General features: G+C 65.9%; 16 protein-coding genes. 5 read left to right on the forward strand and 11 right to left on the reverse strand.

Features of this window, described 5'->3' with window-relative positions; genetic code table 11:
• Positions 1-1,197: an acyl-CoA dehydrogenase family protein gene (locus ACVW1C_RS11800; RefSeq protein ID WP_456758556.1), complete on the forward strand. Its 1,197-nt coding sequence runs from the start codon at positions 1-3 to the stop codon at positions 1,195-1,197.
• A gap of 249 nt (positions 1,198-1,446) precedes the next feature.
• Here the strand turns inward: ACVW1C_RS11800 and ACVW1C_RS11805 are convergent, their stop codons facing one another.
• Positions 1,447-3,771 (reverse strand): xanthine dehydrogenase family protein molybdopterin-binding subunit, encoded by a 2,325-nt coding sequence (locus ACVW1C_RS11805; protein ID WP_456758557.1) that lies wholly within the window; start codon positions 3,769-3,771, stop codon positions 1,447-1,449.
• A gap of 138 nt (positions 3,772-3,909) precedes the next feature.
• Positions 3,910-4,998 carry a S1C family serine protease gene (locus ACVW1C_RS11810; RefSeq protein WP_456758558.1) on the reverse strand — a complete coding sequence of 363 codons (1,089 nt, stop codon included), beginning with the start codon at positions 4,996-4,998 and terminating at the stop codon, positions 3,910-3,912.
• Positions 4,999-5,247: 249 nt separating this feature from the next.
• Here ACVW1C_RS11810 and ftsH point away from each other — a divergent pair, with 249 nt between their 5' ends.
• Positions 5,248-7,089 (forward strand): ATP-dependent zinc metalloprotease FtsH, encoded by a 1,842-nt coding sequence (gene ftsH, locus ACVW1C_RS11815; protein ID WP_456758559.1) that lies wholly within the window; start codon positions 5,248-5,250, stop codon positions 7,087-7,089.
• A gap of 38 nt (positions 7,090-7,127) precedes the next feature.
• Here the strand turns inward: ftsH and ACVW1C_RS11820 are convergent, their stop codons facing one another.
• The 5 genes from ACVW1C_RS11820 to ACVW1C_RS11840 form a co-directional block, all read right to left on the reverse strand.
• Complete coding sequence (locus ACVW1C_RS11820; RefSeq protein WP_456758560.1) at positions 7,128-8,003, reverse strand: dihydrodipicolinate synthase family protein; 876 nt, start codon at positions 8,001-8,003, stop codon at positions 7,128-7,130.
• The gene (locus ACVW1C_RS11825) at positions 7,996-8,952 is read right to left on the reverse strand and encodes an NAD-dependent epimerase/dehydratase family protein (protein WP_456758561.1); all 957 of its coding nucleotides are present in this window, start codon (positions 8,950-8,952) and stop codon (positions 7,996-7,998) included. The genes ACVW1C_RS11820 and ACVW1C_RS11825 overlap by 8 nt, the downstream gene beginning before the upstream one ends.
• 20 nt (positions 8,953-8,972) lie before the next feature.
• Positions 8,973-10,613, reverse strand: a complete 1,641-nt coding sequence (pgm, locus tag ACVW1C_RS11830; protein ID WP_456758562.1) for a phosphoglucomutase (alpha-D-glucose-1,6-bisphosphate-dependent) — start codon at positions 10,611-10,613, stop codon at positions 8,973-8,975.
• A 237-nt stretch (positions 10,614-10,850) separates the two neighbouring features.
• On the reverse strand, positions 10,851-12,503 hold the full coding sequence (locus ACVW1C_RS11835; protein ID WP_456758563.1) for an acetolactate synthase large subunit: 1,653 nt from the start codon (positions 12,501-12,503) through the stop codon (positions 10,851-10,853).
• A gap of 78 nt (positions 12,504-12,581) precedes the next feature.
• A complete protein-coding gene (locus ACVW1C_RS11840; protein ID WP_456758564.1) occupies positions 12,582-15,233 on the reverse strand; it encodes a M1 family metallopeptidase in 2,652 nt (883 codons plus the stop codon).
• Between the two features lie 248 nt (positions 15,234-15,481).
• On the opposite strand from ACVW1C_RS11840, the gene ACVW1C_RS11845 reads away from it, so the two are divergent.
• Positions 15,482-16,936 carry a GH1 family beta-glucosidase gene (locus tag ACVW1C_RS11845; RefSeq protein ID WP_456758565.1) on the forward strand — a complete coding sequence of 485 codons (1,455 nt, stop codon included), beginning with the start codon at positions 15,482-15,484 and terminating at the stop codon, positions 16,934-16,936.
• Between the two features lies 1 nt (position 16,937).
• Here ACVW1C_RS11845 and ACVW1C_RS11850 read toward each other — a convergent pair whose 3' ends face one another.
• Positions 16,938-18,005, reverse strand: coding sequence for a maleylacetate reductase (locus ACVW1C_RS11850; RefSeq protein WP_456758566.1), 1,068 nt, complete (start codon positions 18,003-18,005; stop codon positions 16,938-16,940).
• Positions 18,006-18,025: 20 nt separating this feature from the next.
• Complete coding sequence (locus ACVW1C_RS11855; RefSeq protein ID WP_456758567.1) at positions 18,026-19,006, reverse strand: helix-turn-helix domain-containing protein; 981 nt, start codon at positions 19,004-19,006, stop codon at positions 18,026-18,028.
• Positions 19,007-19,159: 153 nt separating this feature from the next.
• Here ACVW1C_RS11855 and ACVW1C_RS11860 point away from each other — a divergent pair, with 153 nt between their 5' ends.
• Positions 19,160-19,885, forward strand: coding sequence for an alpha/beta hydrolase (locus ACVW1C_RS11860; RefSeq protein ID WP_456758568.1), 726 nt, complete (start codon positions 19,160-19,162; stop codon positions 19,883-19,885).
• 90 nt (positions 19,886-19,975) lie between these two features.
• Here the strand turns inward: ACVW1C_RS11860 and ACVW1C_RS11865 are convergent, their stop codons facing one another.
• On the reverse strand, positions 19,976-21,469 hold the full coding sequence (locus ACVW1C_RS11865) for a flavin-containing monooxygenase (RefSeq protein ID WP_456758569.1): 1,494 nt from the start codon (positions 21,467-21,469) through the stop codon (positions 19,976-19,978).
• A 118-nt stretch (positions 21,470-21,587) separates the two neighbouring features.
• Positions 21,588-22,037 (reverse strand): cupin domain-containing protein, encoded by a 450-nt coding sequence (locus ACVW1C_RS11870; protein WP_173638340.1) that lies wholly within the window; start codon positions 22,035-22,037, stop codon positions 21,588-21,590.
• 264 nt (positions 22,038-22,301) lie between these two features.
• On the opposite strand from ACVW1C_RS11870, the gene ACVW1C_RS11875 reads away from it, so the two are divergent.
• Positions 22,302-23,330 carry an AraC family transcriptional regulator gene (locus ACVW1C_RS11875; RefSeq protein WP_456758570.1) on the forward strand — a complete coding sequence of 343 codons (1,029 nt, stop codon included), beginning with the start codon at positions 22,302-22,304 and terminating at the stop codon, positions 23,328-23,330.
• The last annotated feature ends 41 nt before the right edge of the window (positions 23,331-23,371 follow it).

Genomic DNA, 23,371 nt, shown 5'->3' on the forward strand with positions numbered 1-23,371 from the left:
ATGGATCTCACCTTCAGTACCGAGGAACGCGCCTTCGAAAAGGAAGTCCGCGACTTCATTGCCGAGAGCCTGACGCCGGAAATGAAGCGCGCCACCGCGCTGACGCCGTCGGTGTTCTCCGACCCCGACATCGGCATGGCCTGGCAGCGCGCGCTGCACAAGAAGGGCTGGGGCGCGCCAGGCTGGCCCGTGGACCATGGCGGGCCGGACTGGACGCCGGCGCAACGCTGGATCTTCGAGGCCGAATGCGCCCGCGCCGGCGTGCCGAATGTCAACGTGATGGGCGTGAAGATGGTCGGCCCTGTCATCATCGGCTTCGGCTCGCTCGAGCAGAAGAACTTTTACCTGCCGCGAATCCTCTCGGGTGAAGACTACTGGTGCCAAGGCTATTCCGAACCGGGTTCGGGCTCCGATCTATCGTCACTGAAGACCCGCGCGGTGCGCGACGGCGACGACTACGTCATCAACGGCACCAAGATCTGGACCACGCATGCGCATCACGCCAACCGCATGTTCGCGCTGGTGCGCACCAATGAGGGCGAGCGGCAGCAGGACGGCATCAGCTTCATCCTGATCGACATGAAGACGCCGGGCATCACCACGCGCCCGATCCTGACCATCGGCGGCGACCACGAGGTCAATCAGGTGTTCTTCGACGACGTCCGCGTGCCCGTCGCCAACCGAGTCGGCGAGGAAGGCAAGGGCTGGACCTACGGCAAATACCTGCTCGAATTCGAGCGCGGCTCCGGCATCGCGTCGGCCAAGCTGCGCGAGGCGCTGAAGACGATCTCCGATCTCGCCGATTCCGAGGTCACCGGCCGCGCCATCGAGGACCCCGACATCGCGATGCGGATGTCGGAGGTCGAGGTCGATATCGATGCGCTCGAGATGACCGAGCTTCGGGTGCTGTCGGCGCTGCAGACCGGGCAGAATCCCGGCGCGGTGTCGTCGCTGATCAAGCTCCGCGTCAGCGAGATCCGCCAGGCGGTGACGCGGCTCGGCGTCGACGTGATCGGCCAGGATGGGCTTGCCGTGGAGCCGGCGCGGCCGTTCTACCGGCTCAACCACGAGCCGGCGATTCCGGAAGAGCTGTTGCCGGTGGTGCCGGAATATCTCAACGGGCGCGCCTATACGATCTTCGGCGGATCGTCCGAGATCCAGCGCGACATCATCGCGAAGATGGTGCTGGGGCTGTAGCGCGCGCCGGGACGCGCTCGCCTTCCCGTCACCCTCCCCTGGAGAGAGGTGACGGGAAGGAACTCCTCGCCAAGTGCGCGCCGCCAAAATATCGAAAACAACCCCATGCAAAGGAGCTGGCGGCTGCCGGCGCTCGACCAGGCAACTTGACACGTCGGGCAAATCGGGGATACATTTCCAATATTCCGAAATCGCGCAAGCGCCGTCGTGTGAGCGCCCTCCTCGTCCGAGGGTGGCGACGCCGGCGGGCTACGCCCCCGCCTTCGCGTCCCTTATCGCCTGCCAGATCTTCACCGGCGTCAGCGGCGTATTCAGTTGGGTAATCCCGAGCTCGCTCAGCGCATCCATCACGCCGTTGGTGATGCAGGGCGGGCCGCCGATCGCGCCCGACTCGCCGCAGCCCTTGGCGCCCAGCGGATTGGTCTTGCAGGGCGCGGAGGGATCGAGCGTCACGGTGATCGGCGGAATGTCCGAGGCGCGCGGGATGCAATAGTCCTGATAGCTCGCGGTCAGAAGCTGGCCTTCCTCGCTGTACGCCACGCCTTCGTACAGGGCCTGGCCGATGCCCTGGACGACGCCGCCATGCACCTGCCCCGTCACCAGCATCGGATTGACCGCGACGCCGACGTCGTCGACCGTGGTGTAGCGCACCACCCGCGTGACGCCGGTCTCGGGATCGATCTCGACCTCGCAGATATGGGTGCCGTTCGGCCAGCTCGGCCCGTCGACATTGCCCTCGCTCTCGACCGAGAGCTTGGCGCCGCTTTCCTTGGCCGCGATCTCGAACAGGCTGATGCGCCTGTCGGTGCCGACCACGGTGAGGAAGCCGTCGCGATACTCGATGTCCCCAACAGAGGCTTCGAGCAGGTGGGACGCCTTGTCGCGCGCCTTGTTGATCATGTCATTGGCGGAGACCGCAACCGCGGTGCCGCCGACGAACAGCGAACGCGAGCCGACGCTGCCGAAGCCGGTGGCGAGATCGGTGTCGCCCTGGACGACGTCGATCTTGTCCATGGCAATGCCGAGCGTATCGGCGATCATCTGGGTGTAGGTGGTGGCGAGGCCCTGCCCCATCGCCATGGTGCCGGAATGCAGGATGACGCGGCCTTCTGCGGTCGCATGCAGCGAGACGTTTTCGGTGTGGGCGCGGCCGCCGGTCCATTCGATGTAGCTGGTCAGGCCACGGCCGTAGAGCAGGCCCTTCTTCTTCGCCGCCTTCTTGCGCGCGGCAAAGCCGTTCCAGTCGGCCAAGTCGGAAGCGCGCTCCAGCATGTGGGCGAAGGCGCCGGAGTCATACACCTGTCCGACCGCGTTGGTGTAGGGCAGCTGCACCGGCTTGATGTAGTTGACCTTGCGGATGGTGCGCGGGTCCATGCCGATCTGGCGCGCTGCGGCATCGAACAGCCGCTCGACGATGAACACCGCCTCGGGCCTGCCGGCGCCGCGATAGGCGCCGACCGGCGCGGTGTTGGTCATCACCGACTTCACCTCGAAATGCACCAGCGGCAGATCGTAGACACCGGTCTGCACGAACGGGCCGAGCACCAGCGGAATGATGTTGGCGGTGCCCGACGAGTACGCTCCGGTGCCGCCGATCGAACGCACGCGGTAAGCCAGCACGCGGCCCTTGGCGTCGAGCGCGAACTCGCCGGTCGAAGTGAGATCGCGGCCGTGGGTGCCGCCGACGAACTCGTCGGTGCGGTCGCCGCGCCAGCGGATCTTCTCGTTCAGCTTGGTCGCTGCATAGGCGACGATGCCGTCTTCGGGATAGAGGCTGGTCTTCTGGCCGAAGCCGCCGCCGATATCGCCGACCAGCACGCGCACGCTGTCCTTCGGCCGCTTCAGGATCGATTCCGCCAGCAGATCGCGGGTCGAGCCCGGGGTCTGCGACTGCACATGGAGAATGAGCCGGCCGGTCTTCTTCTCGATCTCGGCAATGGTCGAGCGCGGCTCCATCGCCGACGGCACCAGGCGCTGGCTGACCAGGTCGAGCGACACCTTGTGCGCGGCGCCGGCGAAGGCTTCCTTGACCTTGGCGGCGTCGCCATAGCTCATCGCGGCCACGATGTTGTCGGGCGCCTCCGGCCAGACCGCCGGCGCGCCGGGCTTGATCGCCTCGACCGGATCGACCACCGACGGCAGCACTTCATAATCGACCTCGATCGCTTCGGCCGCGGTCTGCGCCAGCACGCGCGAGGTCGCGACCACGGCTGCGACACCCTCGCCCGCGAAGCGCACCACTTCATGCGCCAGCAGGCGCCGCGGCGGCACGGTCATCGGCGAGCCATCGGGGCGTTTGAAGATCGCGAGCGTCGGCAGCGTGCCGATATCGTCCTTCACGAGGTCGGCGCCGGTATAGACGGCCTTGACGCCGGGCATTTCGAGCGCCGCCTTGACGTCGATCGACTTGATGTTGGCATGGGCATGCGGCGAGCGCAGCACGTGCAGCCAGAGCGCGCCGTCCTGTGGCTTGTCGTCGATGAAATGCCCCTTCCCGGTGAGCAGCCGCTGGTCTTCCAGACGCTTGACCGGCTGGCCCGCACCAAAACGCATATTGCCGGGAAGAATGTTCATCAGTGAGTCCTTCGAGCTTCCAAGAATTGGCGGGGGTTTTAGCGGATTTTGGCCGCATGACAACCGGCGCACCGAAACCGTCCATCCTGCAGCGTGCGCGAGCACGCGCCAGTGGCAGCCGGCCGGCCAGTGACTACATTACTGCGTCCGGCCGATATCGACGACGGCGACCTCGACATCGCGCGTGGAGCCATCGCGATTTACGGTAAGCCGCACCTTGTTGCCGACCCCGACCTGCTCAATCTGATCGGCCAGATCGGAGAGCCGGTGCACCGGCTTGCCATCGACCGCGGTGATCACGTCGCCCAGTTCACCCGTCGATAGATTGACGCCACGGAGCCCGGCGCGCTCGGCCGGCGACCCCGGTGTCGTGCGCACCACGATCAAGCCCTCGGCGCCCAGACGCGTGGCGACCGCCTCGTTTGCGGTCACGATGCCGATCCCCGGCGTCGGCACGCGGCCGTTGCGGATCAGTTCGGGCACCACGCGATTGACGATGTCGACCGGGATCGCAAAGCCGATACCGGCGTTCGAGCCTGACGGCGACAGGATCGCCGTAGTGACGCCGATCAGGCGGCCGGCGGAATCAAGCAATGGGCCGCCGGAATTGCCGGGGTTGATCGCGGTGTCGGTCTGGATCACGTTGGAGATCTCGCGCCCGCTGGAGGTCGGCAACCTGCGCTTGAGCGCGCTGATGATGCCGCTGGACATCGACTGGTCGAGCCCGAACGGGTTGCCGATCGCATAGGCAAACTGGCCGACCTTGAGATCAGCCGAACTGCCGAGCGCCAACGGCGGCGGCAGGCTGCGCGCGCTGCGGATGCGCAGCACCGCCAGATCGTAATTCGGCGCCGTGCCGACGATCTCGGCGCGCACCGCTTCCCCTGAGGCAAAGCGGATCGCGACCTGGCTTGCGTTCTGCACCACATGGTTGTTGGTGACGACGTGGCCGTCATTGTCCCAGACGATGCCGGTGCCGGACGCCGCACCGCCCTCCTGCTCCTCGCTCAGCGGATTGGCCGCGGTCTGCGTCACGACCTGGACCACCGACGGCGAGACCTTCTCGAATATCTCGATATTGGCCTTTTCGGCTTCCGACAGCGCGCCACGCTCGGCGACGGCGCGGGCAGCCGGGCCGCTCCACGGCGCCTGGCGCATGTTGCCGGCCGTGAAGATCAGCAGAATGGCCGCGACGACGGCAAGGGCCGCAAGGTGACGTCGGTTCATGGAGCTTTCATTCGGTTGCGCCGATAAACGCGCCCAGGCATCGGAAGTTGCTGAGCCCGCTGCGGGACAAATGCCACACTTTGCGGCCTTGACAAGGCCGGGCGCGATTTGCCGCGCAAACCGGCGCCAGTGAAACCGAGATGCCGGTTCTGAGTTGTTCCGTCATGCGTCGCGCTCGCCGGTCCCGGCTTTGGCGGGATCGCCCGGTCCGAACCGGCAATTCACCCCATATTGATCGGAGCCTCCGGCATGACCAAACAGACCCGGTTCAATATCGGATATGCCGTGATGGCGGTGATCGCGGTTTTCCTGATCCAGTATATGATTTCGGCGGTGAACAGCGTCGCGGTGATTCCCTACAGCGAATACCAGCAATTGCTGCGCGAGGGGAAGGTCGACGCCGTCGGTATCTCCGACCGCACCATCCAGGGCACGCTGAAGCAGCCGCTGCCCGGCGGGCAGAAGCAGTTCGTGACCACACGGGTCGACCAGGACGTGGCGCAGGAGCTCGAGAAGTACCATGTCCGCTTCACCGGACAGATAGAGAGCACCTTGCTGCGCGACCTGCTGTCGTGGGTCATGCCGGTGCTGCTGTTCTTCGGCCTGTGGTGGTACATCGGCAAGCGCGCCGCGGAAAGCGGCGGCCTCGGCGGCGGGCTGATGGCGATCGGCAAGAGCAAGGCCAAGATCTATGTCGAGTCCGACACCGGCGTGACCTTCGGCGACGTCGCCGGCGTCGACGAGGCCAAGGACGAGCTGCGCGAGGTGGTCGATTTTCTGAAGAACCCCACCGACTATGGCCGGCTCGGCGGGCGCATGCCGAAGGGTGTGCTGCTGGTCGGACCTCCCGGCACGGGAAAGACGCTGCTGGCGAAGGCGGTGGCCGGCGAGGCGCGTGTGCCGTTCTTCTCGATCTCGGGCTCCGAATTCGTCGAGATGTTCGTCGGCGTGGGCGCCGCGCGGGTGCGCGATCTGTTTCAGCAGGCGCGCGAGAAGGCGCCGGCGATCATCTTCATCGACGAGCTCGATGCGCTCGGCCGCGCTCGCGGCATCGGCCCGTTCGCCGGAGGCCATGACGAGAAGGAGCAGACGCTGAACCAGCTCCTGGTGGAGCTCGACGGCTTCGATTCGCGTTCCGGCCTTGTCATCCTGGCCGCCACAAACCGGCCGGAAATAATGGATCCTGCCCTGTTGCGCGCCGGCCGTTTCGACCGCCAGGTGCTGGTCGACCGTCCCGACAAGAAGGGGCGAATTGCGATCCTCGACGTGCACATGAAGAAGATACGAATCGCTGACGACGTCGATGCCGACGCCGTAGCGGCGCTGACTCCGGGATTTACCGGCGCCGACCTTGCCAATCTCGTCAATGAGGCGGCGCTGCTGGCGACCCGGCGCGGCGCCGAGGCGGTCGGGATGCGCGACTTCAACCACGCCGTCGAGCGCATGGTCGCCGGCCTGGAGAAGCGCAACCGCCTGCTCAATCCGAAGGAGCGTGAGATCGTCGCCTATCACGAGATGGGCCATGCGCTGGTCGCGCTCTCGCTGCCGGGCGTCGACCCCGTGCACAAGGTCTCGATCATCCCGCGCGGCGTCGGCGCCCTCGGCTACACCATCCAGCGGCCGATCGAGGATCGTTTCCTGATGACCAAGGAGGAGTTGGAGAACAAGATGGCGGTGCTGCTCGGCGGCCGCAGCGCGGAGTTGATCGTGTTCGACCATCTCTCGACCGGCGCGGCAGACGACCTGCGGCGCGTAACCGACATCGCCCGCAGCATGGTGACGCGCTATGGCATGTCGGAGAAGCTCGGCAGCGTCGCCTATGAACGCGAGCCCGGCAACTTCCTGGCCGGCGCCGATCGGCCCTATCCGGTACGCGAGCGCGATTATGCGGAGGACACGGCGGCCGCGATCGACGAGGAGGTGCGCGCGATCGTCGAGCGTGTGTCCCAGCGCACCGAAGGCATTCTGACCGCGCGCCGCGGCATCCTCGATCGCGCAGCCAAGCAGCTATTGGAGAAGGAGACGCTCGAACGGAGCGATCTTGAGAACCTGATCCGCGACACGCCGCAAGAAGGCCTGAGAGCGGTGTAGGTTGACGCGAGGTCCGCCCGTCGCGGGCTCCCGCTCTTTTACGCCACGTCGCGCAACGCGGCCTCGACCACCTTGCGCTGCTCGGCGGTGAGCGGCGCCTGCGGCGGCACGGGGTCGCCGACATCGTAGCCCTGGCTCGAAAGCCCGGCCTTGATGCAGGCGGCGAGGTTGAAGCGGGCGAATGCCTCGTTGATGCGCCAGAGCTTGCGCTGCAGGGCCATCGCCTCGTCCCAGCGGGCGCGGCGGCAGAGATTGTAGAGCTCGACGCTTTGCCGCGGGATGATGCAGGCAGGTCCCGCCATCCAGCCATGGCCGCCGATCAGCATCACCGCGGCCGGAATATGGGCGGAGGCCGAGAACACTTTCAGGCTGTCGCCGCAGCGGTTCATGATCGACAGCAGCCGGCCGGTATTGGTCGAGGCGTCCTTGATGTAGCCGATGCGCGGATGTTCGGCGAGCCGCGCGATGACGTCGAGCGTCAGGTCGGCGCGCTGGAAATTCGGGTTGGTGTAGATCACGACCGGAATGTCGACCGCATCGGCGATGGCGCGGAAATAGGCTTCCACCTGGGCGTCACCGAGCGGAAAATACGCTTCCAGGATCGCAAGAATGCCGGCAGCGCCCCGCTTCTGATAGGCCTTGGCCTGGGCCACCGCGTCGGCCGTCGAGGTCGAGGCGACGCCGGCCACGACAGGGACGCGACCCTGCGCGGCCTCGATCGTGGTCGCCACCACCTGCATGCGCTGCGCGTTGTTGAGATAGGCGAATTCGCCGGTCGAGCCGAGCGGCGTCAGCCCATGGACGCCGGCCGTGACCAGATCGTCGCAGAGCCTCGCCAGCACCTCGGTGCGGACATGGCCGGCGGGATCGATGGGGGACACCAGATACGGGAAGACGCCGTGGAAGTCAGCCATTTGCGAGCCTCGTTGACGGCGAGACATAATCGGGATCGTGCGCAAAGGGAAGCGGTTCGCCGCGGCGAAGCGCGCCGAGCACCGCGGTAAAGTCGGTGACCGCGCGGAAACCGAGCAGCCGTTCGGCCTTGCCGGCATCGTAGACCCGACCGATCGAGCCCGGCAGATGCCAGCCGCGCCGCGCGAACAGCGCCGGCGCGTCGGGGAAATAGCGTTCGATCACGCCGCCCGCGTCGGTCTTCAGGTCAGCGACATCGCTGCGCGCAAACGGCGTCGGCGCGCTGATCACGAACACCTCGAAGCCGCGGATCTTGTCCAGCGCCACGACGTGGGCATCGGCGGCGTCCTCGACGGTCAGGCGGCGGTACAGCAGCTCGGTCGCCTTCAGGTTCTCGCCATGAATGTCAACGATCGTGTCGTCGTCTTCGGGGAAGAAGCGGCTGGTGCGCAGCACGGCACAGTTCAGGCCATGCTCGCGGCTGTAGAGCCGGCACAGGCCTTCGGCGGTGAGCTTCGTCACGCCGTAGATGTTGCGCGGCTCGAGCGGTCCCGTGGTCTCGTCGAGCCACACCGCGGCTTGGCCTTCCTCGTCGCGGATCGCCTGCGAGATCATCAGCGAGGTCGTCGAGGTGAACACGAAGCGGTCGTGGCCGGCGGCAACCGCCGCCTGCAGCAGATTGAGCGTACCCGTGACATTGACGTCGACAAAGGCCTGCGGCGCGAACCGGGCGATATCAGGCTTGTGCAGCGCGCCGCCATGAATCACGGCCTCGATGCCGCGATCGCCGAACACGCGATCGACCACCGATCGATCGGCCACCGAGCCGATCACACTGGTCGCCTCGCCCGGAACGATGTCGAGGCCGGTCACTTCATGGCCGTCCTGTCGAAGCTGTGGCGCGAGGAAGCGGCCGAGCCAGCCGGAAGAGCCGGTCAACAATACGCGCATGAATTCCGCCGGCCCCTGCCTCAGAACACCTTGGCGATCGCCGCCTGCGCGTCGCCCTGGATCTGTTTCAGATGATCCGGTCCGCGGAAGCTCTCGGCGTAGATCTTGTAGACATCCTCGGTGCCGGAGGGACGCGCGGCAAACCAGCCGGCCTCGCTCTCGACCTTGATGCCGCCGAACGGCTGGTCGTTGCCCGGCGCCTTGGTCCTGACCGCGCGCACGGGATCGCCGGCAAGTTCAGTCATGTTGAGCTGCTCGGGCCCGAGCGCCTTCAGCGCGTTCTTCTGCTTCGGCGTCGCCGCGACATCGATGCGTTCGTAATAGGGAACGCCGAGTTCGGCCGTCAGCTCGTTGAACAATTCGCTGGGGTCACGGCCGGTCTTGGCGATGATCTCCGCCGCCAGCAGGCCGAGGATGATGCCGTCCTTGTCCGTGGTCCATACCGAGCCGTCACGCTTCAGGAACGACGCGCCGGCGCTTTCCTCGCCGGCAAAGCCGAAACCGCCGCTGCCGAGCCCTTCGACGAACCATTTGAAGCCGACCGGCGTCTCGACCAGCTTGCGGTTCAGCTTCTTGGCAACGCGATCGATGATGGAGCTCGACACGATGGTCTTGCCGATCGCGGCGTCCTTGCTCCATTGCGGCCGGTGCGCGAACAGATAGGCGATCGCGGTGGCGAGGAAGTGGTTCGGGTTCATCAGCCCGTTCGAGCGGGTCACGATGCCATGGCGGTCGGCATCGGTATCGTTGGCAAAGGCGACGTCGAACCGGTCGCGCATTCCGATCAGGCTCGCCATCGCATAAGGCGACGAGCAGTCCATCCGGATCTTGCCGTCCCAATCCGCGGTCATGAAGCGGAAGGTCGGATCGACCGCATTGTTGACCACGGTGGCGTTGATGCCGTAGCGCGCGATGATCGGCTGCCAGTAATGCACGGCCGCGCCGCCTAGCGGATCGATGCCGATCTTGACGCCGGCGGATTTGATCAGCGCCAGATCGACGGTGTTGCCGAGATCGGCGACATAAGGCGTGATGTAGTCGTGCAGATGCGTGGTCGCGGCCTTGCGCGCGCGATCATACGGCATTCGCGCGACGCCCTTGAGGCCGGCCTCGATATAGCGGTTGGCGTTCTTCTCGACCACGGCGGTGACGTCGGTGTCGGCGGGACCGCCATGCGGCGGATTGTATTTGTAGCCGCCGTCCTCCGGCGGGTTGTGTGACGGGGTGATGACGACGCCGTCGGCAAGCCCCGCGCTGCGGCCCTTGTTGTAGCTCAGGATGGCGTGCGAGATCACCGGCGTCGGAGTGTAGCCACCCTGCGCGTCGATCATGATCTCGACGCCGTTGGCCGCGAACACTTCCACCGTGCTGGCCAGCGCCGGCTCGGCGAGCGCATGGGTATCGATACCGATGAACAGCGGTCCGGTGAGGCCCTTCTCACGCCGGTAGTCGCAGATCGCCTGGGTGGTGGCGAGGATATGGTCCTCGTTGAAGGAATTCTTCAGCGACGAGCCGCGATGGCCCGAGGTGCCGAAAGCAACCCGCTGGGTGGGATCGAGGGCGTCGGGCTTGCCGGCAAAATAGGCCGTGACCAGCCGCGGCACATTGGTAAGTGCGGCGGGATCGATGGGCTTGCCGGCGGCAGGATTTGGTGCAGTCACGTGACCTCTCAGATCTGGTATCGCCGACCATCAGCACAACGAGTGATGCCGTGGCTTGATCGCTGGGCGTGCTACCATGGCGGCTTACGTTCAATCAAGCCGAGCGCATTTCGTTCCGTGCCGTCGGCGGCAATCCGCCACAGCGCGATGAGGCCGGGTTGAGCATCATCGCGCTTTAGCCTTTCTTTTGAGCATGATCCTTTCGGAAAACCGCTACACACTTTTCCGGATCATGCTCTACGACACATCGATCTGCTGTACTTTCTCGCGCAGCTCGTCGACCAGCACCCGCTTGTTCTCGGTATAGTCGATCGGCACTACTACGAGATGCACGCCGCCGCCGGAGAAGGCCCGCTCCAGGGTCGGGACGATCGCCTCCGTGCTCTCGATCCGCGAGCCCTTGGCGCCGTAGCTTTCGGCATATTTGACGAAATCCGGATTGCCGAAGGTCAGGCCGAAATCCGGGAAGTTGTCGACCGCCTGCTTCCAGCGGATCATGCCGTAGGCAGAATCCTCCAGGATCAGGATCACCAGATTGAGCTTGAGGCGGACCGCGGTCTCCATCTCCTGCGAGTTCATCATGAAGCCGCCGTCGCCGCAGACCGCGAGCACGCGGGTCTTCGGATACAGCATCGCCGCCATCATCGCCGACGGCAGGCCGGCGCCCATGGTGGCGAGCGCGTTGTCGAGCAGCAGCGAGTTCGCGAGCAGCGTGCGGTAGTTGCGCGCGAACCAGATCTTGTACATGCCGTTGTCGAGCGCGACGATGCCGTCCTCGGGAATGACCTGCCGCACATCGTGCACGATGCGCTGCGGCGTCGGCGGCCAGCGGCCTTCGGTGGCGCGATCGGTGATCCTCGCCAGGATTCCCTCGCGCAGGCTGAGCAGCGCGCTGGCAGACGGCAGCTTTCCCGCGACCCGGTCGGCCAGCAGTTCGAGGCTCGGCCCGACGTCGCCGATCACCTCGCATTGCGGGAAGTAGACCTGCTCGACATTCGCCGCCGTGTAGCTGACATGGATCACCTGCGGCCCCTTTGGCCCCATGATGAACGGCGGCTTTTCGATCGTGTCGTGACCGATCGCGATGATCAGGTCGGCGCGGTCGATCGCCTCATGCACATAGTCGCGCTCGCTCAGCGCGGCCGTCCCCATATATTGATTGGTGCCGCCGGACACCGTGCCCTTGCCCATCTGGGTGGTGAAGAACGGAATCTTGGTGCGCCGCACGAAGTCGCCGATCCCCGCGGTACTACGCGGCCGTGATGCCGCCGCGCCGAGCATGATCAGCGGACGCTGCGCCTTCAGGATCATGTCGGCGGCGCGGTCGAGGGCGGCCGCATGCGCGATCGGAATTTCGATCGGATGCGGCGGCACGATCTCGACCGGGGCAATCTCCTCGCGCGCGATATCCTCCGGCAGTTCGAGCAGCACCGGCCCCGGCCGTTCCTGCGTCGCGATCCGGAAGGCGTCGCGCACCAGCGTCGGAATGGTCGCGCCGCTGACGATCTGCAGCGACAGCTTGGTCAGCGGACGGAATGTGTTGACGATGTCGACGATCTGGAACTTGGCCTGCCGGCTGCTCAAGATGCCCTTCTGCCCCGTGAGCATCACCATCGGCATCGCGCCGAGCAACGCATAGGCCGCACCGGTGGTCAGGTTGAGCGCGCCGGGGCCGAGAGTCGTCATGCAGACACCGGGCTTTCCGGTCAGGCGGCCATAGGTCGCCGCCATGAACGCCGCCGCCTGCTCGTGGCGAGTCACGATCAGCTTGATCGAGGATTTGCGCAGGCTTTCGACGACGTCGAGATTCTCCTCGCCGGGAACGCCGAACACCCGTTCCACGCCCTCATTCTCGAGGGCCGCGACCAGCAAGTCGGAACCTTTGACCATGTCAGCCTCGCATCATTAATTGCATGCCGCCCACGGAGCATAGCCGCATCGCGCGCCGCCGGAAACTCTCTTGCGATCTCACGGCTTGTGCGCCCTGATCCAGGCATCGGCGGCGGGCAGCACGCGCGCGGCGAGATCGGCCGAGATCGCGATCGCCTGCAAGGAGCGCGCCACCGTCACCCGCCCGCCGCTGGTGGATTGCGACGGGGCGAACGCGGCCAGCTCTGCCGCGTGGGCCTGATCGGTAAAATTGATCATGAAGTTCGGGAAGCTCGGTCCCTGCTTGGCCAGCAACGTCTCGAAATTCGCCTGGACGAAGTCCCAGGCAAGCTGCGGCTGCTCGCCTGCGGATGCAACCGCGTTGATCATCCCGGTGACGATCGTATCGGGCAATTCATCGGTCAGCGTCAACGCCAGCGTCGCGCGCGCCAGCTCCGTATCGCGGGCGCTGGCCGCGGCGAAATAATAGCGCAGCCGCTCATTGGTCGCCGTGCTGTTGCGCGCGAGCGCCAGCAGTTTGTCATAGGTTGCCCGATCGGCCGTGATGCCGACGACATGGGTGACCGCATCGCGCAGCGTGGTCGGCAGCGAGTTGGGATCATCGCGGAACGCCGCAAAGCGCCGCTTCGCCTCGGCGACGATTGCCGCGTCGCCGAGGTCGCCAAGCGCCGAGATCAGGCTCGCGCGCAGCAGCGCGGTGTCATCGTCGCCCGAGCCGCCGCCGTCCCATCCGATCCGGTCGAACACCGGGCGCAGCCTGGCGCGGGCATAGGCCTGGATCACCGGCCGCTCGCTGCGGTCGCGCGACAGGCGATTGAGCGCAGCAAATGTCGAGATCACCTGATCCCACACCGCGCGATGGTCGCCGGCATCGAGCGCGTCGAGCAGCGCGAGATAGGATGGCGCTTCAGTGCGCCCGGCCTGCACCAACGCCCAGCTGTCGGTGACGACGTTGAGCCGATCAGCGACCTGCATGTGCGGAAATGCGTTCAGCAACGCCGCGCGGTTCTTCGGGCCGTATTCGACCCTGAAGTAACCGACGTCGCCGAGATTGACCTTGACCGCATCGCCGCAAGCACCGGCCGGGATATCGGCACTGCCCTTCAACAGTATCTCGTCAAACGGCCTGCCCTGCACCGGCCCGACCGCAACCGGGATCTGCCAGCTGTGGGCCGGCAGCGGCGGATCGTTGGCCGGCGCGACCACGAAACGGTCCTGCCGCAACGTCAGGCGTTGTGCTGTGCCATCGCAGGCCGTCTCGGCCACCACCAGCGGCACGCCATCCTGCTCGGTGAAGGAGGCGGCGATGCCGGTGATCGCCTTGCCGCCGGACGTCTCGAGCGCCTGCCAGAGATCGGCGGTGGTGGAATTGCTGTAGGCATGCGCGGCCATATATTTGCGGATGCCGTCGCGGAACGCCTGCTCGCCGAGATAGGTCTCGAGCATGCGGATCAGCGCCTGGCCCTTGTTGTAGGTGATGGCATCGAACGCCGTGACCGCTTCGCTGTGATCGGCGATCGGCTGCTGCACCGGATGCGAGGTGCGGCGCGCATCGAGCACCATGGCAAACTGCTTCGCACCGTTACCATTCAGCCAGCTCTGCCATTGCGGATAGAACTGCTCCGAGGCCTTGGTCGCCATCCAGCTGGCAAAGCCCTCGTTGAGCCAGAGATTGTCCCACCACGCCATGGTGACGAGATCGCCGAACCACATATGCGCCATCTCGTGCGCGATGATGGCGAAGATGCCGCGCTTGGCGGTCTCCGCATTGGTCGCGGGATCGAACAGCAGCCGGCTCTCGAAGAAGGTGATGCCGCCCCAGTTCTCCATCGCGCCGCCGAACCCTCCGGGAACGGCGATCAAATCGAGCTTCGGCAGCGGATATTTCACGCCGAAATAGTCGTTGTAATAGGCGAGCAGTTTCACCGCGCTGTCGAGCGCGAACCGGCCCTGCCCGCTCTTGCCCGCCGTCGTCACCACGCCGATGGTGACGCCGCCGGCATCCGCCGTGACGCGCTCGAGCTCGCCGACCGTGAGCACGAACAGATAGCTCGACATCTTCGGCGTCGGCGCGAACGTGACCTTCTTGCGATCGCCGGTGACCGGCGTCTCGCTCGCGATTGGCATGTTGCCGACCGCGAGCAGACTACGCGGGATCACGACACTCAGCGCGAAGCTCGCCTTGAACGACGGCTCGTCCCAGCACGGAAAGATCCGCCTTGCATCGGCCGGCTCGAGCTTGCTGGAGATCAGCCGCTTGATCCCGGTCGGGGTCGGATAATCGACCGCAAACAGCCCGGTGCCGAATTTGTTGATCTGCGCCGTGAAGGCGATGCGGAGCTTGTGCCGGCCCGCCGCAAGCGGCCTGGCGAAGGTCAGCGTCGCGGTTTGCGCGGTGGCGTCGGTCGTCACCTCCGCGCGTTGCGCGCCGTCATCGATCGCAGCCTCGGCGAACGTCGTGTTGATCGCGTTCAGCGTCAGTTGCGCCGTAGCCTCACGCACCTCGATGTCGACGGTCTCCACGCCCGGCAGCGCCAGGCCGGTGATATCGGGCGTCAGCTCGATCGCGTAGCTCAACGGGACGACCGTCTTCGGCAGCTTCCCGGGCGTGTCGTCGAACGAAAATGTCTGCTCGGCCTGCGCGCCTGCGGCCGTCGCCAGCAGCAAGCCGATTGCCGTGGCAAGACGACGCAGCAGCGCGGTTCGGACATGGGTCGCAGGCTTGTTCATCGCGCAGCTCACCGGGATCTCGGGATTTTCGGATGTCATTGCGGAAGGACGTAGCAGGCAATCTAGTAGAGAACATGTCGCCATAAAACTGACAACTCCGCGACATCTGACATCGCAACGGGTCGCATCGATCGGTGCGCCGCTCGCTACCGCGCCTCGGCCTCTCGGCCGTTGTTGCTCAACGGCAGGGTGGAAGGTTAACCTGCGGCTGGCATTCCAGCCGCAGCGGCCGGCCACGGGAGACAATAATGTTCGGTAAGTTCTCGCGCCGGCAGTTTGCGGGCCTTGCAAGCCTCTCGGCGCTGGGCCTGTCGGCCCCGGGTCAGGCCGCGAACCGCGCTCCGCGGCCTGACGGCGCAAACTTTCCGGCCGGCTTCGTCTGGGGCACCGCGACCTCGTCCTACCAGGTCGAAGGCGCGGTCAATGAGGACGGCCGCGGCCGGTCGATCTGGGACACATTCACCCATACATCGGGCAAGATCGAGGACGGCTCGACCGGCGATCGCGCCAACGACCACTATCACCGCTACAAGGACGATATCCGCCTCATCAAGGAGCTCGGCGCCAAGGCCTACCGTTTCTCGATCGCCTGGCCGCGGGTGTTCCCCGATGGCACCGGCATACCGAATCCGAAGGGCCTCGACTTCTACAACCGCCTGGTCGACGAGCTGCTCGCGAACGGCATCGAGCCTTACGCCACGCTCTATCACTGGGACCTGCCGCAGGCATTGCAGGACCGCGTCGGCGGCTGGCGCTCACGGGACACGTCGAAGGCGTTCGGCGACTACGCCGGCTACGTGGCGCAGCGGTTGACCGACCGGGTGAAGAACATCTTCACCCTCAACGAGGTCGGGCGTTTCCTCCCGTTTGGCTATGCGCTCGGCATCGACGCGCCCGGCCTGACGCTGCCGCCAGCCGAGGTGAACCAGGCGCGCCACCATGTCGCGCTGGCGCACGGGCTCGCGGTGCAGGCGATCCGCGCCAAGGGCCGGCCCGGCACGCGGGTCGGCCCCGCCGAAAACATCACCGCCTGCGTGCCCGCGGTCAACACGCCGGAGCACATCCGCGCCACCGAGATCGCGACGCGCGAGCTCAATGCAGGTTTCCTCGGCGTCCTTCTCGAAGGCAAGTACACCGAAGGCTTCCTGCAATATGCCGGCGCCGATGCGCCCAAATTCACCGCCGAGGAGCTGAAGATCATCGCGCAGCCCAACGATTTCGTCGGGCTCAACATCTACGCGCCGCACTGCTATGTCCTCGCCACCGACCAAGCCCCCGGCTGGAAGCCGCTACCGATGCCGGGCTCGTTCCCACACATGAGTTCGGATTGGCTGCGGATCGCGCCGGAGACGATCTACTGGGCGCCGCGGATTGCCGCCAAGCTCTGGAACATCAAGAGCATCTACATCAGCGAGAACGGCACCTCCGGCGAGGACAAGGTGCAGCCGGACGGGCAAATCTACGACCTCGACCGCATCATGTTCCTGCGCAACTACCTCGCTCAATTGCAGCGCGCGACCGCCGACGGTGTGCCGGTCCACGGCTACTTCCTGTGGAGCCTGATGGACAATTTCGAATGGATCTTCGGCTACGCGAAGCGCTTCGGCCTCTATCGCGTGGATTTCGAGACCCAGGCGCGGGTGCCGAAACTGAGCGCGGCGTTCTATCGCGACGTGATCGCGCGCAACGCCATCGGGGTTTGATCTATCCGGCCCGCGGCGGCGCGCCCGACCACGCGCGCCGGAGCAGATCGCTAATGCCGCGCTCTTCGACCGGCCGCGGATTCCAGTAAGGATTTTTGGTGGCAAGTGTAGCCGCCTTTGCGATGCCGTCTTCAGGCATGCCGATCTCGGCCAGCGAACGCGGCGCGCCGAGCCTTGCCGACAGATCGAACAGGCCGTCGGCCGCATCAGCAACCCCGAGCGCCCGCGCGGCGCGGCCGATCGCATCGCGCGCGGCCGGCGTGTTGTAGGCGATGGTATGCGGCAGCAGCACCGCATGGGTCTCGGCATGTGGCAGGTCGAACAGCGCGCCGACGGCGTGGCAGAGCTTGTGGTGCAGCGCCATGCCGACGGTGCCGAGACAGACCGCGCACAGCCATGCGCCGTACAGCGCATCCGAACGCGCGTCGGGGTCGCGCGGCCGCGCGATCACGTCCGGCAGCGATGACGCGAGTTTCGCGATCGCCTCCTCCGCCATCAGCGAGGTGATCGGATTGCCGTCCCGCGCATACAGCGCTTCGGCTGCATGTGCGATCGCGTTGAGGCCTGATATCGCGGAGAACTTTGCCGGCATCGAGAGAGTCAGGTTGACGTCGTAGATCACGGCCTCCGGCAATATCTTGGGCGACGACTGCGTGGTCTTGACGCCGTCCACGGTCTCGCCGAGCACCGGCGTCATCTCGGAGCCGGCATAGCTGGTCGGCACGATCAGTTGCGGCAGGTCGGTGCGCAGCGCGATCGCCTTGCTCAATCCGGTCGCGGCACCTGCGCCGATCGCAACCACGCCATCGGGCTTCAACTCGCCGACCGTCTGCATCGCACGTTCGGTCACCGCGACCGGCGTGTGCACGACGGCGCCGTCGAAAACGCCCGCCATGCGGCCGCCGGTCAAATCAGCGAGATCGCCGAGCTCAGCCTGCTGCCGCCGGCTCGCCAGCACCAGCGCACGTCTGATGCCGAGCCGATCGAGCTCGTCCGCCAACTGCGCGACGGTGCCGGTCCCGAACACGACCCGCATCGGACTGACTTGATAGATGAATGATTGTGACATCGTGATTTCCGAAAATTGCGTTAGCCCCGGCGCCAGTCCCGCGGCGTGCAGCCGAAGCGATGCCGGAAGCGCCGGGTGAAATGCGACAGATCGGAGAAGCCCCAGTCGAACGCGATGTCGCCGATCGCGCGCCCGGCGACCGCCGGATCCTTCAGGTCGCGTGCGGCGCCGTCGAGGCGGCGGTCCATCACGTAGCTCGCGAATGTCGTCCCGGCGCGCTCGAACAGTTTGTGGACGTAGCGCTCGCTGATGCCGATCGCGGCGGCGACGGCGGCAACAGCGAGCCCGGGCTCGCGCAGCCTGCGGTCGACGGCGCGGCGCAGCGCGAGCCAGGTCGCATCGGCAAGACCTGCGCTCTCGGGAACGCCCGCGCGACCGGACCGCGACAGGCTGAGCGCGACCAGGTCGAGCAGCACGCCGAACAGCCGCGCGTTGTCCGTATCGGACACCCGGAGCGCCGAATTGTTCAGCACTTGTGCCGTCTCGGCGATGAGATGGCCGACGAACGGATCGTCGGAGACCCGCGCCGGTGCGACCTCCGGCGCCGACGGCAGCCGTTCATCGAGCGCCTCGGCCGGCACCCAGAACGAGGCGACCTGCAGCGCGGGACCGCGGTCGTGCAGCAGCGAGAAGCGCTGCCCGCTGTCGAAGATTCCGACCTGCCCCGGCGACAGGCTGATCTCGCGACCCGCCTGCCGGATGCGGCAGCGGCCGGCCAGCTTCAGGTTGAGGTAGTAGCAGCGCCGGCTTGACGCGGCGATGTCGGCGGCCGAGCGCCGCACGACATGCTCCGGGAAACTGACCCGATTGACCGCGCTGTCGCCGAGCCCGACGGTCTCGACCCGCGCGATGAAGCCCGGCGTCGCCGGCGGCTCCGGCGTCAGGTTCATGAAGGCCTGGCAGATCGCCTCGCGATAATAGGCGAACTGCTCGCCCGGCCGTGTGTCCGCGGTATTCCAGCTCAGCCTGCGCGAGCGATCCGCGGCGGCGATTTGCTGCATCAGTTCACTCCGAGTCCAGTCCGGTTCGGTTACAGCCAAGCGCGTTCCATAGCCTCGGGTCAATATCCATCAGGAACCGCATGACGTCAGCGCGTATCCCCGGCCGTCCGAACCGCGCAATTGATCTGACCAAATCACACAGGGAGGTACAACATGTCGACCTATGTTCTCGTCCATGGCGCCTGGCATACCGGCGCCGAGTTTGAGCCGGTTGCGGCTGCGATCCGCAAGGCCGGCCACGTCGTCCACACCCCGACCATCAAGGGCAACCGGCCCGGCGACCGCAAGGACTCCGGCCTTGCCGAGGCCATCCAGTCGATCGTGGATTACCTCGCCGAACACAATCTGAATGACATCGTGCTGGTCGGCCACAGCTATGGCGGCATGGTCATCACGGGTGTCGCCGACGCCGCTGCCAATCGCATCCGCCGGCTGGTGTACTGGAATGCGTTCGTGCCGAACAATGGCGAGAGTCTGAACGACATGGTGCCGCCGCACTATGTCGGCCTGTTCGATGCCATCCATGCCGAGCGCGGCGATGGCTCGGTGGTGTTGCCGTTCCCGATCTGGCGCGAGGCCTTCATCAACGACGCCGATCTCGAGACGGCGCAGCAGGCCTATGACCAGCTCAATCCGCATCCGCTCAAGACCTTTCAGGACAAGATCGCGCTGCGGACCAATCCGGCCGAGATGCCGATCGCAAAATCCTACGTCAACTGCACCGAGGATACCGCGATGCCGCATGGCCTGCCCTGGCACCCGCGGCTGTCGGAGAAGCTCGGGCTGTTCCGCCTGGTCCAGGTGCCGGGCAGCCATGAGCTGTGCTTCTCAAATCCCGAGCGCCTGGCGCAAGCCTTCCTCGACGCCGGCCGCGACTGAACCACATCGGCACGAGAGCGGCTGCACCTCTCCCCAACGGGGAGAGGCAAACCTGCGATGCCGCATCAGCACAACCTATTTCTTCACGCTTTAGGCCACCGCCTTGTATTCAGGCGCGGTCGCAAGGAAGCGCGCATAGGCGTCCGCGTCCGGCGGCGTGAATTTTTCGACGAGCGGGTTGCGGCGCGACGCCTTGGTGCCGATGTCCGCCAGCAGTTCGTCGAAATGCTTGAAGTGATAGGGCGCGACGCAGAGCCCACCATAGACGCCCGCCGCCGGCCGCTCGACGCGCTTGAAGTTCAGCATCATCGCGATGTTGTCATGCATCTCGGCCGCGCTCGGCTGCCGCGCGAGCTGGCCGTCGGCGTAGCGTACCAGCCAGTTCGCCGCGAGATCGGCGCACAGCACGGTGCAGAAGCTCGAATTGAAGCCGACGAAGCCCATGTCGGGCAGATCGGGGTTGGCGATCAGCCGATAGAGCCGGTATTGCCCGTCGGGCTCGACCAGCTTGTCCTGATACTCCTTAGGGAGGAACGGGACGCCGAGCTTGTAGCCGATCGCGAGCACCGCCACGTCGGCCGCGACACGCTGGCCGCCGCTCATCACGATGGTCTTGCCGTCATAGTGATCGAAGGTGCCCTGCACCGCCTTGATCCGGCCATCGGCAACCATCGGATAGAAGCCGGGGGTCGCGATCGGCACCGAGCAGTTGACGCCGTCCTCGATCCGCTCCTTCGGCACCATGCCGCATTGCTTCAGCTTGAGCTGCATTTTCAGCATGCTCTCGAGCCCGCGCCAGTTCGCCCAGACGAACGGCTTTGCCACGACATGCGCGAGGCGCGCCATCGGCCCGATGCCCCAGCTCGCGAACATCTGCTCCTGCGCGCGGATGTAGAGGATGCGCTTGAAGTTGACGAGGCCACCGACGAAATAGGGAATCCGCCAGACCGGCTCGCGAAACACGATGGTGACTTCGCTGGCGCCTGAATTGACCGCATTCACCGCGATGTCGGTTGCCGATTTCGAACCGCCGAGCACCACCACCTTGCGGCCCTTGGCGAGATCGGGGTCGCCGTATTGCGACGAATGCAGGATCTGGCCGCCCTGCGCCTTGAAGCTGTCCTCGCCGGGCAGCGGCAGCGTCTGCGGTTCGTTGAATTGCCCGGTACAGACCGCGACGAAGTCGAAATCCTCATGGCCGGTCGCGCCGTCGCTCGAGCGCAGCGCGAGCGTCCAGCCCGGTCTGCCGTCGGCGCGGCGCATCATGCTCTCGACCCTGGTGTTGAAGCGCATCGCACCGTCGAGCCCATGGCTGCGGGCATAGTCACGCAGATAGGCATGGACCTGCGGACCCTTCGGCCATTCCGGATAGGATTCCGGCATCGCCTTGTCGGTGTAGCGATAGAGCTCCTTCGGGCTCTGGGTCTGCACGTCGGGATAGGAGCGCGCCGGCTCCCAGACCCCGCCGAGATCGCCGCTGCGCTCGATGATGGTCACCTTGTGACCGCGACCGGCAAAGGCCTTGCCGGCGGCGAGCCCGGAAATGCCGGCGCCGATGACGCACACATGCTTCTGCTTGACCATGAAACGTCTCCGCGATGAATGAACAGGTGCAATTTCGTAAGTGCGCGCATCCCCGCGATCGCCGGAGCCTGCTCCGGCGATTGCCGCCTCGCGTGCCTATTGTCTGCTGGCCGCCGGCCTACTCGTTGGCTTCCGGCGGCAGGAAGTCCACCTCGTGCTCGGCGGAAATGCGCACCACTTCGACGGGGTCCTGCAGATTGTGCAGCTTCTCGAACAGCGCCTCGAGCTTCTGCATCGGCGACACCCAGAACAGCGCCCGCGCCGGCTTGTCCGACTTGTTGAAATAGCCGTGCGGAATGCCGCGCGGCATGCGCACGAGGTCGCCGGCCTTGGCCTGCACCCAGACGCCGTCGAGCTTGAGGTCGAGCACGCCCTCCTGCACCAGGATGAACTCGTCCTGGGTCGGGTGGATGTGCACCGGCACGAACTGGCCGGGATCGCTGTTGGTCTCGAACGCGAAGGTCGAGTCGGTGACCGCCTTCGGATAATAGACCTGGCCCAGGATATTCCAGGTCTTGCCGCCGTAGCCCGTGCCGGTTCGGGTAATGCCTTTTTCGAGCGCGCCCATATCAGCCTCTCCAGTTTTGGATGCGTATTGCCGACACTGAGCCTGTCGCCAGCCGGTGCGGCTGTCTAGCCGATAAACGAATCCGCAGCCGGCGCGACCATGCTGCAATGCGGCAGCGTCGAGCCCGGAAGCCTGTGCCCAATGGCGCCGCATCTGCCTGCGCGCCGATCGGGCAGTTTGCGCGACGAAACGGCGTTCCCCTTTGCCGACGGATGCACTAGGCTGCATGATGTTTTAGACCTCAAACAACTCCGGACGGCCGGCGTGATTGCTGTTGGCAACGAGGTTTCGGCAAGGGCCAGTTCGACAAGCGCAAGGCTGAAGGATTTCGCGCGCGTCGCGACCGCGCGTGTCGACGACGCGGCTGAAGCGATCGGGCGCATCTTCTGTCCGCACGATCTGACGCCGGTCGATCATTCGGAGCGCGATTTCTGCGCGCACCATAATTGCGCGGGGTTCGACGGGTTCTCGGTCAACTATGTCGCCTATGGCGGATCGGTCGCAATCAATCCGGGCTGCCTCGACCGCTTCTTCCTGTTGCAGATGCCGCTGTCCGGCTCGGCCGTGGTGCGGACCGCCGCGCGCGAGCTCACCACCGGGCCGCAACACTGTGCCTCGCTGCTGTCGCCGACCATTCCAACCGAGATGACCTGGCGCGACGACTGCGCCCAGCTCATCGTGCTGCTCGACCGCAAGCTGGTCGAGCATCGCGCCGCAGCGCTTGGCGGGGTGGCGGTCCGGCCGGTCGAGTTCGATCCGGCCGTCGCGCTGGGCGGACCGTTCGGGCAGGCGCTCTCGGCCAGGATCGAGCAGCTCGTGACGACAGCCGAGCAGATCGGGCCGCACAAGAGCTTGTCTGCGGTCGCGGCGGCCGATTGGCGCGAGTCGTTTCTCAATGTTTTGCTCAACGAGCAGCGGCACAGCCTGAGCTCGGCGATCGATGTCTTCAACGGCCGCGCCGAGGCCCAGCCGGCGGCGCTGAAGCGCGTGCGGGCCTATCTCGAGACCCGCGCGACCGAGCCGCTGGATCTCGCCGAGCTTGCGGAGATCGCAGGCACCGGTGTCCGCGCGCTGCAACTCGGCTTCCGTCGTCACTTCGGCACCACCGTCTCCGAGATGCTGCTCGACATCCGCCTCGCCCATCTCAACGCCCGCCTCAAGACGGCGCGGCCGGGCGAACGCATCGTCGATATTGCATTCGATCTCGGCTTTACCCATCTGAGCCGCATGGCGAGTGCCTACCGCGCCAAGTTCGGCGAAAGCCCGAAGGCGACCCTGCACCGGTTGAGCTGAGCGGCAGTTCCGATCGGCCCGTCCGGCCCTGCCCATCCGGC

This window comes from Bradyrhizobium sp. USDA 4011, assembly GCF_054063415.1.

Coding starts and splice junctions, on each gene's coding strand:
- ACVW1C_RS11805 (WP_456758557.1), bottom strand. CDS start 3,771: ATGAACATTCTTCCCGGCAATATGCGTTTTGGTGCGGGCCAGCCGGTC.
- ACVW1C_RS11820 (WP_456758560.1), bottom strand. CDS start 8,003: ATGGCTGACTTCCACGGCGTCTTCCCGTATCTGGTGTCCCCCATCGAT.
- ACVW1C_RS11800 (WP_456758556.1), top strand. CDS start 1: ATGGATCTCACCTTCAGTACCGAGGAACGCGCCTTCGAAAAGGAAGTC.
- ACVW1C_RS11870 (WP_173638340.1), bottom strand. CDS start 22,037: ATGGGCGCGCTCGAAAAAGGCATTACCCGAACCGGCACGGGCTACGGC.
- ACVW1C_RS11825 (WP_456758561.1), bottom strand. CDS start 8,952: ATGCGCGTATTGTTGACCGGCTCTTCCGGCTGGCTCGGCCGCTTCCTC.
- ACVW1C_RS11855 (WP_456758567.1), bottom strand. CDS start 19,006: ATGCAGCAAATCGCCGCCGCGGATCGCTCGCGCAGGCTGAGCTGGAAT.
- ACVW1C_RS11810 (WP_456758558.1), bottom strand. CDS start 4,998: ATGAACCGACGTCACCTTGCGGCCCTTGCCGTCGTCGCGGCCATTCTG.
- ACVW1C_RS11860 (WP_456758568.1), top strand. CDS start 19,160: ATGTCGACCTATGTTCTCGTCCATGGCGCCTGGCATACCGGCGCCGAG.
- ACVW1C_RS11840 (WP_456758564.1), bottom strand. CDS start 15,233: ATGAACAAGCCTGCGACCCATGTCCGAACCGCGCTGCTGCGTCGTCTT.
- ACVW1C_RS11845 (WP_456758565.1), top strand. CDS start 15,482: ATGTTCGGTAAGTTCTCGCGCCGGCAGTTTGCGGGCCTTGCAAGCCTC.
- ACVW1C_RS11850 (WP_456758566.1), bottom strand. CDS start 18,005: ATGTCACAATCATTCATCTATCAAGTCAGTCCGATGCGGGTCGTGTTC.
- ftsH (WP_456758559.1), top strand. CDS start 5,248: ATGACCAAACAGACCCGGTTCAATATCGGATATGCCGTGATGGCGGTG.
- ACVW1C_RS11865 (WP_456758569.1), bottom strand. CDS start 21,469: ATGGTCAAGCAGAAGCATGTGTGCGTCATCGGCGCCGGCATTTCCGGG.
- ACVW1C_RS11835 (WP_456758563.1), bottom strand. CDS start 12,503: ATGGTCAAAGGTTCCGACTTGCTGGTCGCGGCCCTCGAGAATGAGGGC.